We start from the raw sequence: 22458 nt of genomic DNA on the forward strand, positions 1-22458 counted from the left end.
GATGAGTGAATTAACGTTTCGCGAGGTGTCGCCCGAGGCGCCGGAGCTGCAACCGATCCTGGGCGGCCTGTTCGGTGAATATGCCGCACGCTACGGCGACTATTTTGCCCGGCTTAAGGAGCAGGAGCTGACAGAGTGGTATCTGCCGCCGCAGGGGCTGTTTATCGTGCTGGAGCGCGACGGCGAGATCATCGCGATGGGCGCCTACAAACCTTATGACCCGCAGACCGCCGAGCTGAAGCGCATCTGGACCCGCAGCGATCTGCGCCGTCAGGGCCTGGCGCTGGTGGTCCTGCAGGAGCTGGAGCGTCGGGCCCTGCAGGCGGGCTACCAGCGGCTGTTTCTCACCACCGGCTTCCGTCAGCCTGAGGCCGTCCGGCTCTACACCGGTCACGGTTATCAGCCTCAGTTCGATCTCAGCGGCGATCTGGAGCGTTACGGTCAGCCGCCCCACGATGGGCGACTGCGTTTTATTAAAGTGATTGGCGTGTATAACGTCGCGGAAGCGAGTTAAGGATCGACGATGAGTAAACCTCAGCATCAACAGTTACAGGTGGTGCCGGCCCGTTATCCGGCACGCACCGCTGGCGCGATCGTTGCGCTGTTTATCCTGGCAGGCGTCGTGCAGTCGGTGGCCTTTAATCCGCGCTGGGAGTGGGGGGTGTTTGCACGCTGGTTCTTTGATCCGGTGATCCTGCACGGTCTGGGACAGACGCTGCTGCTCACCCTGCTGGGGACGATCTTCAGCCTGCTGGCTGGCGGTCTGCTGGCTCTGGCGCGCCTCTCCTCCTCCTGGCTGCTGAGCACGCTGGCATGGGGCTACATCTGGCTGTTCCGTTCACTGCCGCTGATCGTCGTGCTGATTATTCTTTATAACTTCTCCTATCTCTATGAAACGCTCTCGATAGGGATTCCGTTTACCGGCCTGTCGTGGGGCGCGTTTCAGACCATCAATGTGCTAGGACAGTTTCCGGCTGCGGTCATCGGCCTGACACTGGTGCAGGCGGCCTACAGCGCGGAGATCATTCGCGGCGGCATTCTCGGTGTCGATCAGGGGCAGGTGGAGGCGGCTTCTGCGCTCGGCCTCTCTGCCACGCGCCGCACCTTCCGCATCATTCTGCCGCAGGCGCTGCGCACCATTATTCCGACCACGTTCAACGAGATCATCAGCCTGGCGAAAGGCACGGCGATGGTTTATGTGCTGGCCATGCCGGAGCTCTTTTACACCATTCAGATGATCTATAACCGCAATCAGGAGGTCATTCCGCTGCTGATGGTGGGTGCCGCGTGGTATCTGATTATCACCACCGTGCTCTCCGTCATTCAGTACAACGCAGAACGCTGGATGGCCCGCAGCGTAACGCGTGAACCGCAACCCTCTCGCTGGCGTCAATGGCGCAACCGCGTCTCGCCACTTCAACCGACCGAGGAGATCAGCCATGTCCGAAGCCATTGATTATCGCCTTTCTCACACCAGCGGGGCCATCAGCATCACCGGCGTCAGCAAACGTTTTGGCAAACATAAAGCGCTGGATAATGTCTCACTCTCCCTGCCGCCTGGCTCGGTCACGGTGATCCTCGGCCCCTCCGGCTCCGGTAAATCCACCCTGCTGCGCACCATTAATCATCTGGAGCGGGTCGATGAAGGCTTTATCCAGATTGATGGCGACTATATCGGCTATCAGCAGCGCGGCAACAAGCTCTATGAGCTGAAGGAGCAGGCGATTTTGCGGCAGCGCATAAACGTCGGCTACGTCTTCCAGAACTTTAACCTGTTCCCGCACCTGAGCGTGCTGGATAACCTGATTGAAGCCCCGATTGCGCATCGCCAGCTCTCCCGGCAGGCGGCGATTCAGCGGGCCGGTGAACTGCTGGACATTGTCGGCCTGCGCCACAAAGCCGATGCCTGGCCGCGCCACCTGTCAGGCGGGCAGCAGCAGCGCATCGCTATCGCGCGGGCGCTGATGCTCAATCCCAGGGTGATGCTGTTCGATGAACCCACTTCGGCGCTGGACCCGGAGCTGGTCGGCGAAGTGCTCGATGTGATCAAGAAGCTGGCGCGCTCCGGCACCACGCTGGTCATTGTGACGCACGAGATCGGGTTTGCCCGCGAAGTGGCTGACCATGTGGTCTTTATGGTGGATGGCCGGATTGTGGAGCAGGGCACGACCCAGCAGGTGCTCAGCAATCCGCGTCACGAGCGCACCCGTCGCTTCCTGGCGCGCGTCTTATGAGGCGCCTGACGCCCCTGGCGCTGGCTTTCGCGGGGCTGATCCCGGCGCTCTCCATGGCCGCCCCGGAAAAGCCCGACATCCGCCGCAACGAAACGCCCATCCATGCTCCGGCTAATCCGCTGGCGATCGCTAAAATTCCGGCGAACTATCATTTTATCGAGCCGGGCACCCTGACCGTAGCGACCTCAGCCACAAACTCGCCGCCGCTGGCGCTGCTGGCCTCTGACAACGTGACCCGCATCGGCAGCGATCCCGACATCGCCAGGCTGCTGGCTGACAGTCTGGGGTTAAAGCTGAAGCTGGTGCCGGCCTCATGGGAGGACTGGCCGCTGGGGATCAGCGCCGGGCGCTATGATGTGGCGATGTTTAATATTGCCGTCACCGAAGGCCGTAAGAAGAAGTTCGACTTTGCCACCTATCGTGCTGACAACCACGCTTTCGCGGTGAAAAAGGAGAGTCCGATCAGACAGATCAGTGCCCCTGCTGACATTGCCGGGAAGCGCATTATCGTGTCGTCCGGCACCAATCAGGAGCGGATCCTGCTGAGCTGGGATGCACAGAACCGGGCGAAAGGTCTGCCTGCCGTAACGCCGATCTACCTGACCGATGATGCCTCTGCGACGCTGACGCTGCTGTCGGGACGGGCCGACGCCCTGTTTGGCCCGCACTCCATGGCCGCCTGGAAAGCCGCGTCGCGCGGCCAGACCCGACTGGTAGGCAACGGGCCGTTCCGTGCCTGGGTCGCCGTCACCACCAAAAAGGGCAATGGTCTGGCCCCGGCACTCCAGACTGCGCTGGATGGCACCATCGCGGGCGGCCAGTATCAGCAGGTGCTGGCCCGCTGGGGTGAACAGGATGAGGCCGTCGACCACTCCCTGATAAACCCGCCGGGTATCGTTTACTGACACCGCCAGGCCGGTTGCACTGCGCTAACCGGTCTGGTGCACGGCATGCTGATAACCCGATAATTGCACTACACTCTCCGGCGTGACTGTTTTATCCTGCCCCCTCAAACTCATAAAAAATTCTGTTGTGTGGCGGAGTTTCAGCCCTGGAAGCCCATGAAAATCAGATTCCTTTCTGCCAATGAGCAAAAGCTGGCGGAGGTGCGCAAGATACTCGAACCTGTCGGGGTCGAAGTGCTGCCCATCGCCCGTCGCATCGAAGAAATACAGACAGAAAACGAGCTTGACCTGGTGCGTGACAAGCTGACCAAAGCTTTCGCGCTGATCGGGCGGCCGCTGTTTGTTGAGCACACCGGCCTCTATCTGGATGGCCTGAATGGGTTACCCGCGGGTCTGACCCGCATCTTCTGGAATCGCCTCGACGCTGAGCGCTTTACGGCGCTGGTGCAGGGACTCGACAGCCAGGCCGTCACGGCCAAAACGGTGCTGGGTTACTGTGACGGCCGCAAGATGTATCAGTTTTCAGGCGAGCTGCGCGGCACCATCGCGGCAAAACCCGCCGGCACGCGCGGCTTTCAGTGGGACTGCGTCTTTATTCCCGAAGGCTATGAGCAGACCTTCGCCGAAATGGGTGAACTCAAGAATGAGATCTCCATGCGGCGCATTGCGCTGGATCGCTTCGCCACCTTTTTGAAAACCGCCCGGGGAGTGGCATGAAACCTGAACTCAAACGCGCCTATGATTCCGGCAAACTGATCCTGTTTGCCGGTGCCGGTATCTCACGCAATTTCGGCCTGCCGGAGTGGCATGAGCTGATTGCTCACCTCGCGCATGAACTGGGCTACGATCCAAAAATCTTTAATACTTACGGCACGCACCTGTCGCTGGCGGAGTATTACAAACAGAAAAAAGGCTCGCTGGGTCCGCTGCGCAGCTGGATGGATCGCGAGTGGCACCGGCCCGATATTGATGTCCGCTCTTCTGAAATTCACACCATGATTACGCAGGGTAATTTCTCGCGTATCTACACCACTAACTACGATCGCTGGCTGGAAGCGGCGCACGACGCGCATGGGGTTCCCTATTATAAAGTGGCGAATGCCGCCGATCTGGTGTCGCTGACCGAAGAGAAGCGACACATCATCAAACTTCACGGCGATTTCGACGACGATACCTCCATCGTGCTGGATGAGAGCAGCTATTTTGAGCGTCTCTATTTCGACTCGCCGCTCGACATCAAACTCACCCACGACGTGATGGGCAATTCGGTGCTGTTTGTCGGCTACAGCATCAGTGACTTCAACATTCGCCTGCTCTTTTACCGCCTGACGAAAATGTGGGGCCGCACCGGGCTGGCAACGGCCCGGCCAAAATCGTACCTGTTTACCAACCGCAACAACCCGGTGGCAAAAGAGGTGCTGGGGCAGTGGGGGATCGAAGTGATCGTCTCGGAAGAGGATGATCCGCGTAAAGCGCTGGCACAGTTCCTGGAAGAGTTGCTGGTGTAATGCCTGTATCGCCTGCTCAGAGAGTGGCTGCTTAAAATCAATCAATGCGTGGCGTTATGATCAGAAGTGTTGTGAAGGGTACAGTGATCGGTTTTACGGGGCTTGTTCTGCTGGCCCTGACAGGGACAGGAACGCTGATCTATCTGAAAACGGGTGACCAGTACTACAGTGAGGAAAACCTTGCGGCGTGCAAACATTACACGGTTGAGCAGGCAAAACAGACCGTGCTGAGTGCCTGGCTGAGACAGCCCAACGACTGGCAAAACTGGCATGAAGCAGCCGAAGTCGCCCGCCAGAAGGGCATACGGTTCATTGACGCAGAGATAAGCGGCCCGGCTGAGCAATGGCTGGTCCCTTTTTATGCAGAACGCGTTACGGGCAGAAAGCAGTACGGCATGCTGGATTGCGGCAAACTCACCGTTGAGTTCGCGTCAGAGTAGTATACTGAGCAACGCGACGATTCAGGCCATTGGAAACGGCCACCTTTGGCTGGTTGTTGCGATAAAACAGCCCGCTTTGAGCGGGCTGTCAGGTTAAAGGTCTTATCGTTTTATAAACTCTTCGAATTTTTCCTGATTATCTACCAGCCAGGCCGGCATATATTCATAATCAATAGGCCGGATGACCATCTTCCTTGGCCGGTTCCAGATATCTATATTTTTATCAACACAGCGCCGGATGTGATCCGGATTATTGAACTCGGGAAGATTATTTTCTGTATGGGAAATTGTCTCCATCTTCTCGCTGATGCGTGCATCGGTCATTACCCAGGAAAAATGCCAGCCCGCGTTCATGACAATCCGGGTGCGCATCTTAAGAAGTCTCCAGCGCCACCAGCTATCCCGTATTGGGGTGCCTTTACGCTTCACGTTGCGTAACAACTCTGGTTGTCCCTGAAAAAAGCCCTTAAGGTTTTTCATCGTCGTCATTTTCGGCAGGCGACATAAGCGCGCCGAGCCATCATCGTTGAGTACCTGAACATTAAATTTATAGTTAAAAAAGTTCTGATACAGCGTCGTGCACAGATGACGGCGACTGAACTGCGTGAGGGCAGCAGGGTGAGGAATTTCATCAACGTCGGAAATGATGATGATATCGTCGTCCTGAGCATGGCGCAGACCATGCATAATGCTGTTACGCGCAATGGTTTCATTTTCCCACGGATCGGATTCCCCGGCTTTCACCACAGAACTGCCGGACAGGAATTCATGTTGATAAATGGTGGGAACGGAATCATTTATCACATAGATGATCTTTTCGCGAAACGCGGCGAACCGGTCAATATTGAAATTAAGTTTTTCTCGTCGCTTGCCCGTGAAAGTATAGAGAGACTCAACGATGACAAAGCGGTCAACATGCTCATAAAGTGTATTTAAACGCAGCTCAAGAAGCATATCTTCATCGTAGTACAGGAAACAATCGTAAATCATTGGCGAACTAATCCTTTTGCCATCATCATCAATTTTATTTTTTGCGGATTGTACCTGCTGTTTTACGCTTTCCATACACTTTCCAGCGTTTTTACTGCCACCCTCCTGACAGAATCTTTCTGCCCCCCGCCTGAAGCTGCGTCAGACAGGGGAATCTGACCCCATCGCCGGATTAACGTCCTGATCGGAGAAAAGCCTGCGCGATGATAAGGTTCAATTGCACGTCTCCGTTAAACTCCATTCTCTGCTGGCAAAGCAAACTGAGCATGATATACTGTATGTATACACAGTACCTGAGGGCGAAAAGATGGCTGTTGAAACAAAATTTGTAGTAGTCAGAAAGGGTGAAGAGAAGATGACGTTTGCCAATAAGAAAGAGGCCGATGCCTACGACAAAATGCTCGATATGGCCGAAGCCTTCACCGACTGGCTGTTACAGCATCAGCCCGCGATGGACGAAGCACAGGCTGAAACGCTGGGCCTGCTGATTGCTGAGCAGAAAGAGTCGGTACAGCATATCCTTCGCACCAGCAAACTGCCGGAGGCGACGACCCACGCTTCCCGCTCAGACGATGCTGACAGCCAGGCTGATGAGCCTGCGGCGAAGAAAGTGCGCGCAGTAAAAGCGGCCTAATCTTCACTACAACGCCGGAAGCGAATCTTCCGGCGTTGCTGTTTCTGACTTAAGATTCTCTTCCCGTCTCATCCGTATTAGCTCATTAAATGAGTCCCATCGTTCATCGTTATTCCTGAGCGCTCTGATTCTGACAGAACAGGCGGGGGTAATGCACATTAAAATTCTTTTCTGAAAAATATAAGCTCATCAAAATTCTTTGCCCGCACTCTCCCTCTGCCATTCTGTGCGACCCATCAGTGATGACAGTAGTGCTCAGACAGGGTCAGCATGCCTGTTCCGCCTCTATCAATCTCTCCTGGCAGTAAATAAGGCATCCTGAAACAGGGTAAATCCTGCCTAAGTCCGGAAAATAAATGTGAAACCCTTCCGGAAATCCCCCCAGTCATTGACCAGGAAAATGCTACTGAATTTTTTAATTCTTTTATGAACCTGTACGTTAAAAACGCGCTTTCCAAAAAAATTATCATATTGGACTTTTTTTTAATTAACATCTACCGCCTGTTATGTATAGAAATCATAAAAACGGAGAGGAGGTTCGATTTTGATTATACTTGTGAATAAAAAAACCAGAAGCCTGTTTTGTAAAGGAAAGGTAATTTCCCTGAGCAGGAACGAATTCACACTTTTTATTTTTATGATCAAAAGCAGGAAGGCAAGGGAGATTGATGTTGCCGATTTAATTTTACAGGTGTGGGAAGCAAGATATAAATCCATCTCTGCCAATAATATCTCTCAACTTTTCTATCTGTTGAGAAAAAAAGTTCAGATAATAGACCCCCTTTTGAATCTGACTTACTCAAAAAGCAAAGGCGTTCAGTTTTTTATACCCAAAAGCCTCGTTTTTATCACCTGTAATGAAAAGCTCTACTTCTTTTTACAAAAGAAAATGACCTGGTTCAGAAAATTTACACGTCGCACTCTGTTTTTTATTTGAGCATTGCGCTGATCTTCATTATCACTATATCCACTCCAGGTACGACAGGAGGCGTTAACATGTCAGGGGAGATATATGAGAAATGAACCTGAAACAATCTGGCTGATGATCTTCTTGCTGATATCCTTTTTCGGGGGCGTAACAAGATATCTGTTAAGTGCATACGCAGGAAGAGCAGCGCCAACGATACAAACACTTTTATCTGCGCTGACCATCTCAATTTTCTGGGGACTTCTTGGAGGTATTATATGTGTTAATTATGGATTAAGTCTGTATGAAGCCATTGTTATAAGTGGGTCTGTCTCATTTTTCTGTGGTGGATGTGTTTACCGTTAAATCTGAAGAGGTTAAATAAGGACATTCTATGAGCAACCAGATTGCAACTGCATTCCCGTTAAAAACGTTCCGCACTGATTTTTTAAACTGGTCAAAAGAGACATCCGGAAAAAACATTCTCTCATGTTCACCTAAAACCAGTGCTGAATTACTCGATGTCATTAACTGGGCTGTTGATAATAAATTCAAAGTTCGCCCGGTAGGTATTCAGCATAACTGGTCAAGATTGACTATTGATAATAATGCTGACAACAGTGATGTTGTCCTGGTTGACATGACGAAACATCTTAATGCTGCAACGATAGTTAAACATGGTGATTACGGCTATGTCACGGCTCAGACCGGCATTCAGATGGAAGCTCTTGTTACTCTGCTTGAGAAAAAGAAACTAGGCTTTTACAGCATGCCTGCACCAGGCGATCTGACGCTTGGTGGTGTCCTCGCAATAGGAGGACATGGGACCGGCATCGCCTCTGTCAATGAAGAACGCCCCGCAGGGGGGAGTTGGGGAACCGTCAGCAATAACATTGTCGAACTCAAAGCCATTGTGTGGGATGACAAGCTTAAGCAGTACGTGTTGAAAACGTTCGAAAGAACCAACCCGGAGATATCAGCCTTTATGGTGCATGTCGGGAGAGCATTTATTTATGAAGTTAAACTTCAGGTGCCGCGCAACAAGCGTTTACGCTGCCAAAGTTTTGTCAATGTTCCCGCCGTCGAATTATTTGGTCAGGAGGGTGAAGGTATCAGAACCTATACCTCCTATCTGGATAAATGCGGGCGTGCTGAGATCATCTGGTTTCCGTTTACTACCACACCATGGTTAAAAATCTGGACAGAGTCTCCAGCCTACAACAGGATATCTAAACCCGTCCATTCTCCCTTTAACTATCCTTTTTCGGATAATATTCCTGTTCAGGTTTCCGATTTGGTCAGGAAGATTCACAATGGCTTTCCGGAACTCACACCTTCATTAGGAAACCTGATGTTCAATCTGGTCAATATCGGACTTGGTGCGACAATCAGTAGCGACCTGTGGGGGTGGAGCAAAGATGTCTTGATGTATATCAAGCCAGACACGCTTCGGGTGACGGCTAACGGCTATGTCATCATCACCCGCAGAGAGAACATTCAAAAGGTACTCAGTGAATTTAAGGCGAAATATGAGAGCATGGTGGATATCTACAAAAAATCTAACGCTTATCCCATGAATGGTCCGATTGAAATTCGTGTGACCGGTTTAGATAATCCAGCTGATACCGATATTGCTGGTGCTGTTCCTCCTGCACTCTCCGCAGCCCGGCCTGTTGATGCTCACCCTGAATGGGATGTTGCAATCTGGCTGGATAATCTGACAATGCCTGGTACTCCTGACTCACTGAAGTTTTTCAGAGAGTTGGAAGAGTGGGTGTTCAATCACTATTCTGGCGATTATGCAACGGTACGCGTTGAGTGGAGCAAAGGCTGGGGATATTCAGAAAAAGATGCCTGGGATAATGAGACGGTTATCGACACCCTTATTCCTGATAGCTTAACTCAGGGTATCACCGATGGGTATGACTGGCGTTTTGCAAAAGCGACGCTCGATAAGTATGACCCTCACTACCTCTACTCTTCACCTTTAACCATGAGGCTTTTTAAAGCGACCCTGTAGTCATCATTCGGTCGCTATGAATGAAGCCACCTAAACGGTGGCTTCATATCCGGATAGCTTATTTTTAATCACCCCATTCCTCATTGAAATGGTAGTTAATCTGACTGGCATCGCCACCCAGCGCACTGCCTAATGAAGCAATCGTTGTAAATATAGCAAAGCCAATCGAGTCAAGGGCGTGATGAATGCTTCCTAAGCCGATGGCATCCAAAAGTCTCCCTGGAAAAGAGAGCAGGGGGGTATTGAATAAGTCGTTAATCAGCTTTACACCACCAACAATAATTTCACCAACGTTGCCACCTGAGACTGAGTTTACTTCGCTTATAGTAAGTTCACGCATTGAAATTTCCTTATCACAATAATAAATGGCAAATTTATTACAAAATAATTCCGCCTTCAATTGATGGTTGCATAAGCCAGACAGGCTGTCAATAATCCGGAAGCCAACCTCTTTTCATGATAAAATAATAAATCTTCTCCAGCCTGATATCCGGAAGGAGTCGTTTAAATTATTTGTCATTATTCAGGATGTCTATTTCCGGTTTTTTATTGTGCCGTCGCGATCTCAGTATCGGTGGCATGTTAATTCGCTCACGCTTTTCTCAAACAGAAATTCCCCGGCTTTTCACTGCCCGCGTTCGATATTAGTGTGGCCCCATCATCTGCAAAGGGTTATTACTGGTTAACAGGAAAAACCTGAGCGTTTCACGGTTTCTGCCACTGTGAGGCGCTCAGGTTTTTTTTGCCTTGCTCGTCCCTTCAGCTGGCTGGAACTGCAGCCCGGCATTCAGTACTGGCATCGCCCGGCGGGTATCGCCCGCACTCAGGATGCCTGGGTGACGGAACTTAAAACCGTGGTGACATTTTAAGTTTCCCTGTGGAGCAGGATCGCCGTCACGCTTTTCACCGAGGCAGATTGAGGTCCGCCTTAAAAATGGTAGAGTGCGCGTACTGGATTGTTACTGCTCAGGCAGGCAAAACCTGATTTCTGGCATCAGCCGGAGGTCAGGTTTTTTGTTTTTGGGGTCTGGATGAAAATCGCCAAAGTGCTTAATAACAATGTGGTGGTGGTTCAGGACGAACAGGGACGTGAGCAGGTCGTGATGGGACGCGGACTGGCTTTTCAGAAGCGTGTCGGGGACAGTCTTGATACCGCGCAGATTGAGAAAGTATTCGCGCTGCAAAGCGATCTTCTGGTGCGCCGTCTTGAGGAGTTACTGAACCAGATCCCCGCTGAGGTCATGACGACCTGCGACCGCATTATCAACCTGGCAGCACAGCGATTAGGGAAACTGCAGGAGAGTCTCTACATCACATTAACGGATCACTGTTTCTTTGCCATCGAGCGGCAGAAGAAGGGGCTGGCGATAAAAAACGTGCTGCTCTGGGATATCAGGCGACTCTATCCCCGGGAGTTTGAGCTGGGTCAGGAAGCCCGCGCCATCATTGCCCGTCGTCTGAATGTGGAACTGCCTGAGGATGAAGCCGGATTTATCGCGCTTCATCTGGTAACGGCTCAGCTCAACAACGAAATGCCGGAAGTGATGGATGTGACGCGGGTGATGCAGGACGTCCTGCAACTGGTGAAGTATCAGCTGCAGCTGGACTATGACGAGTCATCGCTGAGTTACCAGCGGTTCGTCACCCATCTGAAGTTTTTTGCCCAGCGAATGCTGACACGAACCGTCGTTGATGACGATGATGTGTCACTCCATGCCGCGGTCAAAGAGAACTATCCCAAAGCGTGGAAATGCGCGGTGAAGATCGCGCAGCATCTGCAGCAAAGCTATCAGCGCGATCTGACAGCGGAAGAGATGATGTTTCTCGCCATCCATATCGAACGGGTGAGAAAAGAGGGGCGTTAACCCCCTGAACCTGGATTGTTACTGCGTAGTGCAGGCAAAACCTGAGCGCGGCCTCTGAAAAGAGGTCGTTCTCAGGTTTTTTTATTTTTGGCTCCCTCAACGGATGTCTGCGGACATTGCTTGTAAGGAAATAGAGATGGAATATCAGAAACTGGCGCAGGAGATCCTCAGCCATGTGGGTGGTAAAGCGAACATCGTCAGCCTGGAGCATTGCGCCACCCGGCTTCGTTTCAGACTGAAAGAGAGTCAGAAGGCGGATGCGGAGGCACTGAAGAAAAACCCGGGTGTGATTATGGTGGTTGAAAGCGGCGGGCAGTTCCAGGTCGTCATCGGCAACCATGTGCATGCGGTCTGGCAGGCGGTTCGCGCTGAAGCGGGACTGCGCGATGACGCCCCTGTCGCAACGGATGAAAACGACAGTGGCGGTAATCTCTTCAGCCGGCTTATCGACATTATTTCAGGTATTTTCACCCCTTTTATCGGCATTCTGGCCGCTTCGGGCATTCTTAAAGGCCTGCTGGCCCTGGCTGTGGTCTGCGGCTGGCTTTCCGTTGAGAGCGGCACCTATAAAATCTGGTTTGCTGCCAGTGATGCGCTGTTCTTCTTTTTCCCGCTGGTGCTGGGTTATACCGCCGGTAAGAAGTTTGGTGGCAATCCCTTCATCACCATGGTGATAGGCGGGGCACTCACCCATCCGACCATGATCGCCGCCTTTAATGCCAGCCAGCAGACCGGCGCAATGGCGGACGCGTTTCTGGGTATCCCTGTCACCTGGTTCAACTACAGTGCGTCGGTCATTCCGGTGATTCTTGCCGCGTGGGTGAGCTGCTGGCTGGAAAAACAGAGCAACAGGCGGCTTCCTGCCTCAATGAAGAACTTTTTTACGCCCCTGATCTGCCTGGGCGTTACCGTGCCGCTCACTTTTCTGGTGATTGGCCCCGTGGCCACCTGGCTGAGCATGATGCTGGCCAACGGCTACCAGTGGATTTATGCGCTGGCCCCCTGGCTGGCTGGCGCCGCCATGGGTGCGCTGTGGCAGGTCTGTGTGATCTTTGGTCTGCACTGGGGGCTGGTGCCTCTCATGATCAACAACCTGGCGGTGCTGGGGCACGACTCAATGCTGCCGATGCTGCTGCCCGCCGTCATGGGTCAGGTTGGCGCCGCGCTGGGGATTTTTCTGCGCAGCCGTGATGCCCGGCAGAAGGTTTTGGCTGGCTCGTCCGTGACGGCAGGGATTTTTGGAATTACCGAACCGGCTGTGTATGGCGTCAATCTGCCGCTGCGTCGTCCCTTTATTTTTGGCTGCGTGGCGGGTGCTATCGGCGGGGCGATTGTCGGCTTCAGCCACACACACGTTTACTCCTTTGGCTTTGCCAACGTCTTCACGATTGCTCAGATGATCCCGACCGGCGGGGTCGATGCCACCTTATGGGGCGGGATTGCCGGAACAGTGCTGGCGCTGTTTCTTAGCTGTGGCATGACCCTGCTTGCCGGTATGCCCAAAGCCGCCCCCCCTGTGGCGGCGACACCCCTCTCCTCAGACGAAAACGCGATCCTTTCCCCGCTGTCTGGCACCGTGCTGGCGCTCGATCAGGTGCCGGACGCCACGTTCGCCAGTGGCCTGCTGGGACGCGGTGTCGCCATTATTCCGATTGATAACAAAGTCATCGCGCCGTTTGCCGGTGAGGTCGCCTCGCTGTTTCAGACCCGGCACGCCATCGGCCTGCTGAGTGATAGCGGCGTCGAGCTGTTGATCCACGTCGGCATCGATACGGTGAAGCTCGACGGCAAGCCGTTTATCGCACACGTCAGCGCAGGCGACAAAATTCAACCGGGCGATCTGCTGCTGGAATTTGATCGTCAGGCGATTCTTGATGCCGGCTATGACCTGACCACCCCCATCATTATCAGTAACAGCGATGACTACGCTGATGTCATCACGGCTGCAGCCAGCACCGTGACGGCCGGACAACCTTTACTCAGCCTCAGCCATCAATAACAGGAGAACAGCATGAAAACTTTCCCGGATTCATTTTTATGGGGCGGCGCCGTTGCCGCAAATCAGGTGGAAGGAGCCTGGCGTGAGGCGGGTAAAGGCCTTTCGACCTCCGACCTTCAGCCGCAGGGGATTTTTGGTCCGGTTTGCGAGCGGGGCCCCGGCAGTCACAGCCTCAAGGATGTGGCGATTGATTTTTACCACCGCTATCCGGAGGATATCCGCCTGTTTGCCGAGATGGGTTTCAGCTGCCTGCGGGTCTCAATTGCGTGGACACGCATCTTTCCGCAGGGTGATGAGCAGCAGCCTGAAGAGGCGGGTCTGGCTTATTATGACCGGCTGTTTGACGAGCTGGCCGCCCACAACATCACGCCGCTTGTGACGCTGTCACACTATGAGATGCCCTGGGGACTGGTGACGCAGTATGGGGGCTGGGGCAATCGGCGGGTGATTGATTTCTTCAGTCACTACGCCCGCACCGTCTTTACCCGTTACCGGCATAAAGTCAGACTCTGGCTGACCTTTAATGAGATTAACATGTCGCTGCATGCTCCTCTGACCGGGGTGGGTCTGCCGGAAACCGCCAGCAAAGGAGAGGTGTATCAGGCGATTCACCATCAGCTGGTCGCCAGCGCGCTGGCGGTAAAAGCCTGCCATGAAATTATCCCTGACGCCCAAATCGGCAACATGCTGCTGGGTGGGCTGGTCTATCCATTGAGCTGCAAACCCGAAGATGTTCTGGAAGCCCTGCAGGAGAACCGGACATGGCAATTCTTTGGCGACGTTCAGTGCCGTGGCGCTTATCCAGGCTACATGTTGCGCTTCTTCCGCGACAACCATATTGCCCTGGAGATCACCGACGCCGACCGTGAAGCGCTGAAATCGACCGTCGATTTCATCTCTTTCAGCTACTACATGACCGGCTGCGTCACTGCCGATGCCGCGCTGAATCAGCAGCTGCGGGGCAATATCCTGAGTATGGTGCCGAACCCCCATCTGCCCGCGTCTGAATGGGGCTGGCAGATTGATCCGATCGGCTTGCGCACGCTGCTCAATCTGCTGTGGGATCGCTATCAGAAGCCGCTGTTTATCGTTGAGAATGGGCTTGGCGCGAAAGATAAACCCGATGCCGCCGGGGTCGTGCAGGATGACTACCGCATCAGCTACCTCAACGATCATCTGGTGCAGGTCCGTGAGGCGATTGAAGATGGCGTGGAGGTCATGGGCTATACCAGCTGGGGCCCGATCGATCTGGTCAGCGCATCGAAAGCCGAACTCTCTAAACGCTACGGATTTATCTACGTCGATCGCGATGACAACGGTGAGGGTTCACTGGCGCGCAGCCGTAAGAAAAGCTTCTACTGGTATAAAGAGGTCATCGCCACCCGAGGAGGATCGCTGAAAGGGTGATCGCCGCGGGAAAGCGACATCGCGCTGCCTGCGATCTCTTTTCCCTCCGTGCAAAACCGGCTGAGTCAGGGTGTCTCGCCGGTATTAACCTGATAGCGGGTGCTCCTGCCACCGCCTTCCAGCCGGTAAAGGCACCCTTTTTCGACCAGATCCGCCAGATGTCGGGTTGCAGTCGCTTTACTGACTTTTGCCACCTTCTGATACTGACTGGCGCTGATCCCCTGTGCAAATCCCTGCTCGCCGCCATCCAGCAGCCGGTTCAGCACTTTAACCTGCTCCTGACTCAGTCCCGTTCCCTGATAGCGCAGCCAGAATCGCGCCTTAATCTGCGTGCGGTCAATCACGCTCATCGCCTGTTGCAGGCTCTCATCAAGGATATCCAGAAACCACACCAGCCAGCGGGTGATGTCGGTGTCGCCTTTTTGCGTCTGTTCCAGAATGCGGTAATAGTCCGCACGGTGCGCCAGAATAGCGGGAGACATGGCGTAGAGACGGATACTCTGACTGTCGGCCTGCGCCAGTGCCAGGTCGGTAAGTGCCCGCGTGATGCGGCCGTTGCCGTCATCAAAGGGATGCAGGGTCACAAACCAGAGGTGACAGATCGCGGCCCGCAGCAACGGGTCGAGCATGACGTCCTGCTGGCTCTGGTTAAACCACGCTATAAACTGCGCCAGCTGCGGCTCCAGTCCGTCACGCGGCGGGGCTTCAAAATGGACGGTAGGCCGGTCGATACGCCCTGAGACCACCTGCATCGGCTCGCTGCCACGCAACATCCCGACGCTCAGACGCTGCACCGTCCATTCATCTGCCGGAAACAGCCAGTGATGCCACTGATACAGTCGCTCCATCGTCAGCGGCTGGCTGCGGTTGTTGATCGCGTCCAGCATCATCGCCGCCAGGCCTTCTGAGCGGTCAGAGACCGGCCAGGGCTGCTCTTCCGTGACGCCCAGCCGCCGCGCCAGCGACGAGCGGACCGACTGCACGTTAACCCGCTCCTCTTCAATGGCCGATGAGGAGAGGATATTACTGAGCAGGGTATCCAGCGTCTGGCTTTCGCTGTCGGGGTGCAGACTGGCGCGGCCCAGCAGCAGGCCGCGCTGCTGCTGCAGATGGCGCAGGCGCGGTAACAGCACAGCATCCTGCCAGTGAAAGTGGGGCCAGTCGGCCTGTTGCCAGATCCAGTGGGTGTTCATCGTCAGCTCAGGGTCAGAGAATGAGCCGAATCACGCATCTTATTCGGCTCACAGAATGAGGCGATAATAACAAACAATCGGCTCACAGAATACGCTGGCGAACCTGAAGACAGAAAAAAGGGCCCGAAGGCCCTGTCTGTTTAGCGGGAGAACTGAATAAAGGTGTCTGAGTAGTAATGTACAATCCAGGCAACATAAGCCAGCCAGATAATTAACCCACCTGTTAAACCGAATTTACCAATCATTGATTTCTCTCCACAGTGATAAGGGTCTGCAGCAATGTTTTACATAAACTGACAGTTGTGGAGAGCGGCTGTATTGTCGCAGATCAAAAAAATCCCGTTCACCATTCACGACATAATCCCTTAGCGATCAATTTCCCCGAAATAATCAGGCGGCGTTCTGCGTGCCGCAGGCTGAGCGCAGGGTAAAGTTCAAAAAAACGCCGCCGATAGATGATCTCAGGAGCACTATAACCACAAGGAGGTAAAGAGCAGGATCATTTCCAGGGGAAAAAATTATGTCCAGTTCGTTACTAAAAAAGAAAAAAATGAGTACCCGTGCGCAGATGCTGCTCATGGGCGGTTTAACCATCACGCTGGGCTTTACCGTCACCATCGGTGTCCTCAGCTGGCAGTCCGGTAAAGAGCAGAAAGCGCTGGCAGAGAAGTATCTGCAGCAGATTGCTCAGAGCCGGGGTCTGCAGGTGCAGCAGGAGCTGACACATGCGCGCGATGTGGCCAGTCATCTTGGACAAAGTCTGATCGCTTTACCGCATGCAGGCATTACCGATCGTAAGGCAGCGGACAAAGTGATGGAATATGCGCTGCGCGCCAATCCGGAGTATCTGTCGATGTCAGTGATATTCGAACAGAATGCGTTCGATGGCCGCGATGCGGAGTTCGCCACCCAGCAGGGTCAGGCGCCACAGGGCCGCTATGCCTGGTTTGTTGACCGCGATGCCTCAGGCCATTACGCCATGCATCCTCTGCTTTCTTACCTCACGCCGGGACAGGGCGACTACTATCTCATCCCGCAAAAGTCTCAAAAAGATACGCTTACCGAACCCTATAGCTACGCCTATAACGGCGTGCCGACATTACTCACTTCGGTGGCTGCGGTGATTATGGATCAGGGCACGCTGAAGGCGGTCGTCACGTCAGATATTTCGCTGGCCTCGCTGCAAGCGAAAGTGAACCAGATTAAACCCTGGCAGGGCACCGGCTATGCGCTGCTGCTCTCCAATGGCGGCAATGTGGTCTCATCGCCGGTTAAAGAGGAGGCCGGAAAACCCTGGAAAGGCCAAACCGATAACTTTACCTCGAAGGTGGTGCAGCATTTTGATGCGGTACTGGGTGAAGAGGCGCTGGTCACCTGGCAGCCGGTCGTGATCGGCAACAGCGATAAGCCCTGGTATCTGGGTGTGGTCGCGCCGGTCAGCCAGGTGATGGCCGCCGCCAACCGCCAGCTGATGTGGGCAGTGATCCTGATGGTGGTGAGCATTCTGCTGGTCGGTACGGTGCTGGGTATGCTGTTCAGCCGTAAGGTGCTGCGTCCGATTGGCGGCGAGCCGATCGAAGCGGCGCAGATCGCGCTGGCGGTAGCCGATGGCAAACTGGATGACGCGATTGCCGTGCAGAAGGGCGATCGCAGCAGCCTGTTCTTTGCCCTTGAGACCATGCAGACCCAGCTGCGACAGATTGTCGGACAGATTAAAGATGCCAGTGAGTCGGTGCGTCAGGGGGCGGGGGAGATTGCCAGCGGCAACCTCAACCTGGCGTCGCGCACCGAGGAGCAGGCTGCTGCGCTGGAGCAGACCGCCGCCAGCATGGAGCAGATTAGCGCCACGATTCGTCTGAACGCCGACAACGCGCAGCAGGCGACCAGCCTGACCGAAAACGCGACGCACATTGCCAGCCGCGGTGCCACGCTGGTCGGTGAGGTCGTGCAGACCATGGCGCAGATCGATGACAGCTCGAAAAAAATTGGCGATATCACCACGATGATCAACAGCATCGCTTTCCAGACCAATATTCTGGCGCTGAATGCGGCAGTGGAAGCGGCGCGTGCTGGTGAACAGGGACGCGGCTTCGCCGTGGTCGCCAGTGAGGTGCGTAATCTGGCCCAGCGCAGTGCCAACGCTGTGAAAGAGATTGGCGCGCTGATCGAAGAGTCAAGCGTGCGGGTCGAAAGCGGCGTCCGGCTGGTGAACGATGCCGGTAAGACCATGCAGGAGATGATGCAGGCGGTGAACTCAGTGCAGGGGATTATCGGTGAGATTGTCACTGCCTCTGACGAACAGGCGCGTGGCATTAGTCAGGTCACGATTGCCGTCAACGAGATGGATGGCACCACCCAGCAGAACGCCGCGCTGGTGCAGCAGATGTCCGCCGCCGCCAGCTCACTGGAGGATCAGGCGCAGCAGCTGGCACAGACGGTGGAGCAGTTTCACCTGGCATAAAACGCACTGACAACGCCGTCGCTGCCGGACAGGGCGACGGCGCAGACCTCTTCCGCAAAGTCGCAACACCCGCCATCCCTGGCGGGTTAGCCCTCTGTGTGGGCTGTCTGATGCAGATTCATTACGCCTCTGTCAGGCGCTCACCGCTGACGGCATCGAACAGGTGCATCTTGTCCGGATTAACCGTTACCGGCAGCGTGCCACCCGGCACGGCATCACTGCGGCCGCTCAGCTGCATATGCAGCAAAAATCCCTGCCACGCCAGATGTAACAGCGTCGACTCCCCCGTTATCTCAACGATATTCACCGTCGCCGGTTGCCCGGTGACATCGGTGATCAGATCGTGAGGGCGCACGCCCAGCGTGACCGGCTGACCCGCCTGCTGCTGTGCGGCACGATGCCAGCGGGAAGGGAGCCGCAGCCACTGCTCACCACAGCAGACGCCAGGCACGGCGTCCCGTACTTCAAAGCAGGCATCCAGCAGATTCATCGGTGGTGAGCCGATAAACCGCGCCACGAATGTGTTAACAGGGCGATCATAAATCGCCAGCGGCGCACCCTGCTGCACGATAACGCCATCCTTCATCACCACGATCTGATCGGCCAGCGTCATCGCTTCGACCTGATCGTGGGTGACATAAACCATGGTGGTTTTAAAACGCTGATGAAGCGATTTGATTTCGGCGCGCAGCTCCATCCGCAACTGCGCATCCAGGTTCGAGAGCGGCTCATCAAATAAAAACACCTGCGGGTTGCGCACCATCGCCCGGCCCATCGCCACGCGCTGCCGCTGTCCGCCCGATAAAGCCCGGGGATAGCGCTGCAACAGCTGATCGATGCCGAGAATGCCCGCAATCCGGGCGATTTTGCTCTTCTGCTCCTCGCGCTTCACCTTTTTCACCTGCATATGAAACGCCAGGTTCTCAGCAACGGTCAGGTGCGGATAGAGCGCGTAGCTCTGAAACACCATCGCGATATCCCGGTCGGCGGGGTCGAGATCGTTGATGCGCTTTTTGTCGAGCAGGATGTCGCCGTCAGAGACGCTATCCAGACCGGCAAGCAGCCGCAGCAGGGTGGATTTACCGCAGCCGGAGGGACCGACCAGCACGGTAAAAGTGCCGTCAGGAATGGTTAAATCCAGCGGCTGCAGTACGCTCTGTTTACCGTAGCGCTTCGCCACCTGTACAAGTTCAACACTGGCCATGGTCAGCGCACCTCATTTGAAAGTTGGAGTTGTTGCCAGCTGGGATAGCGGCGCGGTGAGCTACTGATTGCCTGTGACGCCACGTCAATGCCCCAGCGCAGGGCGGTATGAGAGGAGTGCTGATAGAGCAGAGCCGTGAGAAAACCGGCATTGAAACTGTCCCCCGCACCGATGGTGTCGACCACCGTCACCGGTTGTGCGGCGGCAAATTGCACAGAGGCGGCAGACCAGAGGCGTGCGCCCTCTGCGCCGCACTTGATCACACATCCGCCGCGGCCGCTGAGCCGCGCTGACAGCTGTTTGCCGCTCTGCTCCAGCAGCTCTGCGCCCGCCAGACCCAGCGCCTCCACCTCATTCAACAGCAGCCAGTCGCAGTCCGCTAACCAGGACGCAATCTGTAAGCGAAGGGCATCGCTCCAGCCCGCTGGCGGCCAGCCGGTGTCCACCGCCACACAAAAACCACGCTGCTGTAAGGTGGCCAGCAGCGCGGGATAGTGTGCATAAAGTTCCAGGCAGAGAAAGGTGCCGCACAGCAGCACGATGTCACCCGGGACGGCCTGCGGCGGCAGCTGAGCCAGCACATCGTCGACGGTCAGCAGGGTAATGTGCCCGTAGTTGCTGAGAAAGGAGCGTTCGTTATCGGGGTGAGTGACGCCCACCGTCAGTGACGTCTCGCAGGCGTAGCGCGGCCACTGCTTCGCGCTGTGCGGAAAATGGCTGGCCAGCCAGTGACTCAGACCATCATTACCCTGGTTGGCGATAGCGCGATGCGGCACCTGCATCGCCTCCAGCGCCAGCGCGCAGTTTCCGGCCGAGCCGCCGGGACGAAGCTCACTGTGCTGCAGCATCACTTCGGTGCCGCGCTGCGGCCAGTCACTGAGCGTACTCATGATTAAATCGACGTTGATATTGCCCACCACATAGAGGGTGGCGACAGTGGAATGGTTCATAGTTATCCCTTACTTCCCCCGCTGGTGAGACCACTGACCAGCGTTTTCTGCAGCCAGATGGCGATAAACAGAGGCGGTACCGATGCCAGAATGCCAATGGCGGCGATCAGCCCGTCATCCGTCGCCCGTCCGGCGGTAAAACCGGCAATGGCGACCGGCAGGGTCTGGGCCGACAGATTGCTGGTGAACAGCAGCGCGTAAAAAAACTCATCCCAGGCGAGCAGCCAGCCAAACAGGGCAGCGGCACCCAGCACCGGTTTTGCCAGCGGCAGCGTGATGCGCAGCAGAACCTGCCAGAAGCGCAGGCCATCCAGCCGGGCCGCCTGTTCAATATCACGGGGCAGGGCGTCGAACTGATTCTTCAGCATCCAGGTCAGAAACGGCAGGATCAGCGAGCAGTAGACCATCACCAGACCGGGATGGGTGTTGAGCAGCCCCAGCTGTTGCAGCAGGAAGTAGAGCGGCAGTACAAAGGCCACGGGCGGCACCATATAGATCGCCAGGGCGCCGGAAAGCCAGGCATCGCGACCGCTGTAGCGTGAGAAGCTGAACGCCGCCGGGATCGCCAGCAGCAGGGAGATCGCCGTGGCGACCGACGCGACCAGCAGACTGTTTCCCAGCGCATGCAGGAAAATCGTGCCCGGCTGGCCAGGTGCCAGCGAAATCAGCCCCTGATAGCGGCTGAAATCCCACTGGCGCGGCAGCCATTCTAACGGCACCCGGGAGAGATCGCTGGCGGAACTGACGCTCATCAGAAACAGCCAGCCCATCGGGGCGAGAATGCTGAGGGCGACCAGCAGCGCAGCCCCGTAACGCAGCCCCTGGCGCAGTTTAGTTTTCATAGGCGGAACTCCGGCGGCGCTGATGCCATAACATCAGCAGATAGAGCGTGATCAGCAGGGCGCACATCAGGGTCATCAGGATCGCGTAGGCAGCGCCGCTGCCCGCGCGCAGGTAGCTGAACGACTCCTGATAGACGAAGAAGCTCAGGGTTTTGGTGCTGTCCACCGGCCCGCCGCGCGTCATCACATAGATGATGTCAAAAATTTTAAAGGCATCGATGGTGCGCAACACCAGCGCCACGCCCAGCGGCGCGACAATCGCCGGGAAGGTGATCGCCCGGAAACGACGCCAGGCGGAGGCTCCATCCAGTCGCGCCGCCTCAAACAGATCGTCGGGGATCGACTGCAGCGCAGCCAGCACCAGCAGGGTCACCAGCGGATAGTTTTTCCAGATGTCTGCAAACATCACCGCATTCAGCGCGGCATCCGGCGACCCCAGCCAGCTGCGATAGCCGTCAATAATGCCCAGCTGGGTGAGCAGGGCGTTGATGCTGCCGTAGTCGGGGTTGAAGTTCAGCCGCCACATCATGGCGTTGACAATCGTAGGCAGCGCCCACGGCAGGATCACCAGCACCCGCAGCACGTTGCGTCCGTGGAATCGCTGATTCAGCAGCAGCGCCACCAGCACGCCGATGATCCCTTCACAGACCACAGACACCACGGTGAAATAGAGGGTACGCCAGATCGAAGCCCGGAAATCGGGATCGCTCAGCGCATAGAGGTAGTTTTCCAGCCCGACCCAGCCTGGCGTTTCCCCGCTGCCAATCAGCGCAGCATCGGTAAAGCTGAGCCAGATTGTGCGCACCAGGGGCCAGGCGGTCAGCAGCAGCATCACCAGCAGCATGGGTGCCAGCAGCACCCATGCCTGACGCTGTTCGCGTTGACGCAGACTCAGCATC

At 55.4% G+C, this 22458-nt stretch carries 21 protein-coding genes and 1 pseudogene; 15 read left to right on the forward strand and 7 right to left on the reverse strand.

Features of this window, described 5'->3' with window-relative positions; all coding sequences use genetic code 11:
* The first annotated feature begins 1 nt into the window (after position 1).
* The 7 genes from OJ965_RS01200 to OJ965_RS01230 all read left to right on the forward strand — a co-directional run bounded on the left by OJ965_RS01200 (position 2) and on the right by OJ965_RS01230 (position 5087).
* Complete coding sequence (locus OJ965_RS01200; protein ID WP_167428614.1) at positions 2–514, forward strand: GNAT family N-acetyltransferase; 513 nt, start codon at positions 2–4, stop codon at positions 512–514.
* Between the two features lie 9 nt (positions 515–523).
* Positions 524–1456 carry an amino acid ABC transporter permease gene (locus OJ965_RS01205; protein ID WP_046102680.1) on the forward strand — a complete coding sequence of 311 codons (933 nt, stop codon included), beginning with the start codon at positions 524–526 and terminating at the stop codon, positions 1454–1456.
* Positions 1440–2234 (forward strand): amino acid ABC transporter ATP-binding protein, encoded by a 795-nt coding sequence (locus tag OJ965_RS01210; RefSeq protein WP_009092943.1) that lies wholly within the window; start codon positions 1440–1442, stop codon positions 2232–2234. The genes OJ965_RS01205 and OJ965_RS01210 overlap by 17 nt, the downstream gene beginning before the upstream one ends.
* On the forward strand, positions 2231–3139 hold the full coding sequence (locus OJ965_RS01215; RefSeq protein ID WP_265135329.1) for an ABC transporter substrate-binding protein: 909 nt from the start codon (positions 2231–2233) through the stop codon (positions 3137–3139). The genes OJ965_RS01210 and OJ965_RS01215 overlap by 4 nt, the downstream gene beginning before the upstream one ends.
* 156 nt (positions 3140–3295) lie before the next feature.
* The gene (locus OJ965_RS01220) at positions 3296–3856 is read left to right on the forward strand and encodes a non-canonical purine NTP pyrophosphatase (RefSeq protein WP_009092945.1); all 561 of its coding nucleotides are present in this window, start codon (positions 3296–3298) and stop codon (positions 3854–3856) included.
* Positions 3853–4647 carry an SIR2 family protein gene (locus OJ965_RS01225; protein ID WP_009092947.1) on the forward strand — a complete coding sequence of 265 codons (795 nt, stop codon included), beginning with the start codon at positions 3853–3855 and terminating at the stop codon, positions 4645–4647. The genes OJ965_RS01220 and OJ965_RS01225 overlap by 4 nt, the downstream gene beginning before the upstream one ends.
* Before the next feature lie 56 nt (positions 4648–4703).
* Positions 4704–5087 carry a hypothetical protein gene (locus OJ965_RS01230; RefSeq protein ID WP_154928793.1) on the forward strand — a complete coding sequence of 128 codons (384 nt, stop codon included), beginning with the start codon at positions 4704–4706 and terminating at the stop codon, positions 5085–5087.
* Positions 5088–5189: 102 nt separating this feature from the next.
* Here OJ965_RS01230 and OJ965_RS01235 read toward each other — a convergent pair whose 3' ends face one another.
* The gene (locus OJ965_RS01235; RefSeq protein WP_111208740.1) at positions 5190–6152 is read right to left on the reverse strand and encodes a glycosyltransferase family 17 protein; all 963 of its coding nucleotides are present in this window, start codon (positions 6150–6152) and stop codon (positions 5190–5192) included.
* A 232-nt stretch (positions 6153–6384) separates the two neighbouring features.
* Between OJ965_RS01235 and OJ965_RS01240 the strand changes: the two genes are divergently transcribed.
* From OJ965_RS01240 to OJ965_RS01245, 3 genes are all read left to right on the forward strand, one after another.
* Positions 6385–6711 carry a YebG family protein gene (locus OJ965_RS01240; protein ID WP_009092949.1) on the forward strand — a complete coding sequence of 109 codons (327 nt, stop codon included), beginning with the start codon at positions 6385–6387 and terminating at the stop codon, positions 6709–6711.
* A gap of 1042 nt (positions 6712–7753) precedes the next feature.
* On the forward strand, positions 7754–7984 hold the full coding sequence (locus OJ965_RS21320; protein WP_369750608.1) for a phage holin family protein: 231 nt from the start codon (positions 7754–7756) through the stop codon (positions 7982–7984).
* 28 nt (positions 7985–8012) lie between these two features.
* Positions 8013–9638, forward strand: coding sequence for a cholesterol oxidase substrate-binding domain-containing protein (locus tag OJ965_RS01245; protein WP_265135330.1), 1626 nt, complete (start codon positions 8013–8015; stop codon positions 9636–9638).
* Between the two features lie 64 nt (positions 9639–9702).
* Here OJ965_RS01245 and OJ965_RS01250 read toward each other — a convergent pair whose 3' ends face one another.
* Complete coding sequence (locus OJ965_RS01250) at positions 9703–9978, reverse strand: hypothetical protein (protein WP_009092952.1); 276 nt, start codon at positions 9976–9978, stop codon at positions 9703–9705.
* A 412-nt stretch (positions 9979–10390) separates the two neighbouring features.
* Between OJ965_RS01250 and OJ965_RS01255 the strand changes: the two are divergent.
* From OJ965_RS01255 to OJ965_RS01270, 4 genes and pseudogenes are all read left to right on the forward strand, one after another.
* Positions 10391–10507: pseudogene (locus tag OJ965_RS01255) on the forward strand (hypothetical protein); the annotation flags it as partial.
* A 162-nt stretch (positions 10508–10669) separates the two neighbouring features.
* Positions 10670–11503: a BglG family transcription antiterminator LicT gene (licT, locus tag OJ965_RS01260; RefSeq protein ID WP_265135331.1), complete on the forward strand. Its 834-nt coding sequence runs from the start codon at positions 10670–10672 to the stop codon at positions 11501–11503.
* A gap of 136 nt (positions 11504–11639) precedes the next feature.
* A complete protein-coding gene (gene bglF / locus OJ965_RS01265; RefSeq protein ID WP_265135332.1) occupies positions 11640–13502 on the forward strand; it encodes a PTS beta-glucoside transporter subunit IIABC in 1863 nt (620 codons plus the stop codon).
* A 12-nt stretch (positions 13503–13514) separates the two neighbouring features.
* Positions 13515–14909 (forward strand): glycoside hydrolase family 1 protein, encoded by a 1395-nt coding sequence (locus tag OJ965_RS01270; RefSeq protein ID WP_265135333.1) that lies wholly within the window; start codon positions 13515–13517, stop codon positions 14907–14909.
* Between the two features lie 65 nt (positions 14910–14974).
* On the opposite strand, the gene OJ965_RS01275 is transcribed toward OJ965_RS01270, so the two are convergent.
* On the reverse strand, positions 14975–16102 hold the full coding sequence (locus tag OJ965_RS01275; protein ID WP_265135334.1) for a Fic family protein: 1128 nt from the start codon (positions 16100–16102) through the stop codon (positions 14975–14977).
* A gap of 520 nt (positions 16103–16622) precedes the next feature.
* Here OJ965_RS01275 and OJ965_RS01280 point away from each other — a divergent pair.
* The gene (locus OJ965_RS01280; protein WP_265135335.1) at positions 16623–18563 is read left to right on the forward strand and encodes a methyl-accepting chemotaxis protein; all 1941 of its coding nucleotides are present in this window, start codon (positions 16623–16625) and stop codon (positions 18561–18563) included.
* A gap of 121 nt (positions 18564–18684) precedes the next feature.
* Here the strand turns inward: OJ965_RS01280 and OJ965_RS01285 are convergent, their stop codons facing one another.
* Genes OJ965_RS01285 through OJ965_RS01300 form a run of 4 tightly spaced genes read right to left on the reverse strand, consistent with a single transcriptional unit; the run spans position 18685 to position 22457 of the window.
* The gene (locus tag OJ965_RS01285) at positions 18685–19767 is read right to left on the reverse strand and encodes an ABC transporter ATP-binding protein (protein ID WP_265135336.1); all 1083 of its coding nucleotides are present in this window, start codon (positions 19765–19767) and stop codon (positions 18685–18687) included.
* A 2-nt stretch (positions 19768–19769) separates the two neighbouring features.
* On the reverse strand, positions 19770–20717 hold the full coding sequence (locus tag OJ965_RS01290; protein ID WP_009092959.1) for a carbohydrate kinase family protein: 948 nt from the start codon (positions 20715–20717) through the stop codon (positions 19770–19772).
* Positions 20718–20719: 2 nt separating this feature from the next.
* A complete protein-coding gene (locus tag OJ965_RS01295) occupies positions 20720–21559 on the reverse strand; it encodes a carbohydrate ABC transporter permease (protein WP_265135337.1) in 840 nt (279 codons plus the stop codon).
* The gene (locus tag OJ965_RS01300; RefSeq protein WP_058958074.1) at positions 21549–22457 is read right to left on the reverse strand and encodes a carbohydrate ABC transporter permease; all 909 of its coding nucleotides are present in this window, start codon (positions 22455–22457) and stop codon (positions 21549–21551) included. Before OJ965_RS01300 ends, OJ965_RS01295 begins: the two co-directional genes overlap by 11 nt.
* Position 22458 lies beyond the last annotated feature (1 nt).

The organism is Pantoea anthophila (genome assembly GCF_026104315.1).
Lineage (GTDB): Bacteria > Pseudomonadota > Gammaproteobacteria > Enterobacterales > Enterobacteriaceae > Pantoea > Pantoea anthophila.

Bases quoted from the DNA above. Each gene is read 5' to 3' on its own strand.
- OJ965_RS21320 (WP_369750608.1), top strand. From the start codon at position 7,754: ATGATCTTCTTGCTGATATCCTTTTTCGGGGGCGTAACAAGATATCTG.
- OJ965_RS01235 (WP_111208740.1), bottom strand. From the start codon at position 6,152: ATGGAAAGCGTAAAACAGCAGGTACAATCCGCAAAAAATAAAATTGAT.
- OJ965_RS01270 (WP_265135333.1), top strand. From the start codon at position 13,515: ATGAAAACTTTCCCGGATTCATTTTTATGGGGCGGCGCCGTTGCCGCA.
- licT (WP_265135331.1), top strand. From the start codon at position 10,670: ATGAAAATCGCCAAAGTGCTTAATAACAATGTGGTGGTGGTTCAGGAC.
- OJ965_RS01285 (WP_265135336.1), bottom strand. From the start codon at position 19,767: ATGGCCAGTGTTGAACTTGTACAGGTGGCGAAGCGCTACGGTAAACAG.
- OJ965_RS01245 (WP_265135330.1), top strand. From the start codon at position 8,013: ATGAGCAACCAGATTGCAACTGCATTCCCGTTAAAAACGTTCCGCACT.
- OJ965_RS01210 (WP_009092943.1), top strand. From the start codon at position 1,440: ATGTCCGAAGCCATTGATTATCGCCTTTCTCACACCAGCGGGGCCATC.
- OJ965_RS01220 (WP_009092945.1), top strand. From the start codon at position 3,296: ATGAAAATCAGATTCCTTTCTGCCAATGAGCAAAAGCTGGCGGAGGTG.
- OJ965_RS01240 (WP_009092949.1), top strand. From the start codon at position 6,385: ATGGCTGTTGAAACAAAATTTGTAGTAGTCAGAAAGGGTGAAGAGAAG.
- OJ965_RS01200 (WP_167428614.1), top strand. From the start codon at position 2: ATGAGTGAATTAACGTTTCGCGAGGTGTCGCCCGAGGCGCCGGAGCTG.
- OJ965_RS01215 (WP_265135329.1), top strand. From the start codon at position 2,231: ATGAGGCGCCTGACGCCCCTGGCGCTGGCTTTCGCGGGGCTGATCCCG.
- OJ965_RS01230 (WP_154928793.1), top strand. From the start codon at position 4,704: ATGATCAGAAGTGTTGTGAAGGGTACAGTGATCGGTTTTACGGGGCTT.
- OJ965_RS01280 (WP_265135335.1), top strand. From the start codon at position 16,623: ATGTCCAGTTCGTTACTAAAAAAGAAAAAAATGAGTACCCGTGCGCAG.
- OJ965_RS01225 (WP_009092947.1), top strand. From the start codon at position 3,853: ATGAAACCTGAACTCAAACGCGCCTATGATTCCGGCAAACTGATCCTG.
- OJ965_RS01205 (WP_046102680.1), top strand. From the start codon at position 524: ATGAGTAAACCTCAGCATCAACAGTTACAGGTGGTGCCGGCCCGTTAT.
- OJ965_RS01250 (WP_009092952.1), bottom strand. From the start codon at position 9,978: ATGCGTGAACTTACTATAAGCGAAGTAAACTCAGTCTCAGGTGGCAAC.
- bglF (WP_265135332.1), top strand. From the start codon at position 11,640: ATGGAATATCAGAAACTGGCGCAGGAGATCCTCAGCCATGTGGGTGGT.
- OJ965_RS01295 (WP_265135337.1), bottom strand. From the start codon at position 21,559: ATGAAAACTAAACTGCGCCAGGGGCTGCGTTACGGGGCTGCGCTGCTG.
- OJ965_RS01275 (WP_265135334.1), bottom strand. From the start codon at position 16,102: ATGAACACCCACTGGATCTGGCAACAGGCCGACTGGCCCCACTTTCAC.
- OJ965_RS01290 (WP_009092959.1), bottom strand. From the start codon at position 20,717: ATGAACCATTCCACTGTCGCCACCCTCTATGTGGTGGGCAATATCAAC.
- OJ965_RS01300 (WP_058958074.1), bottom strand. From the start codon at position 22,457: ATGCTGAGTCTGCGTCAACGCGAACAGCGTCAGGCATGGGTGCTGCTG.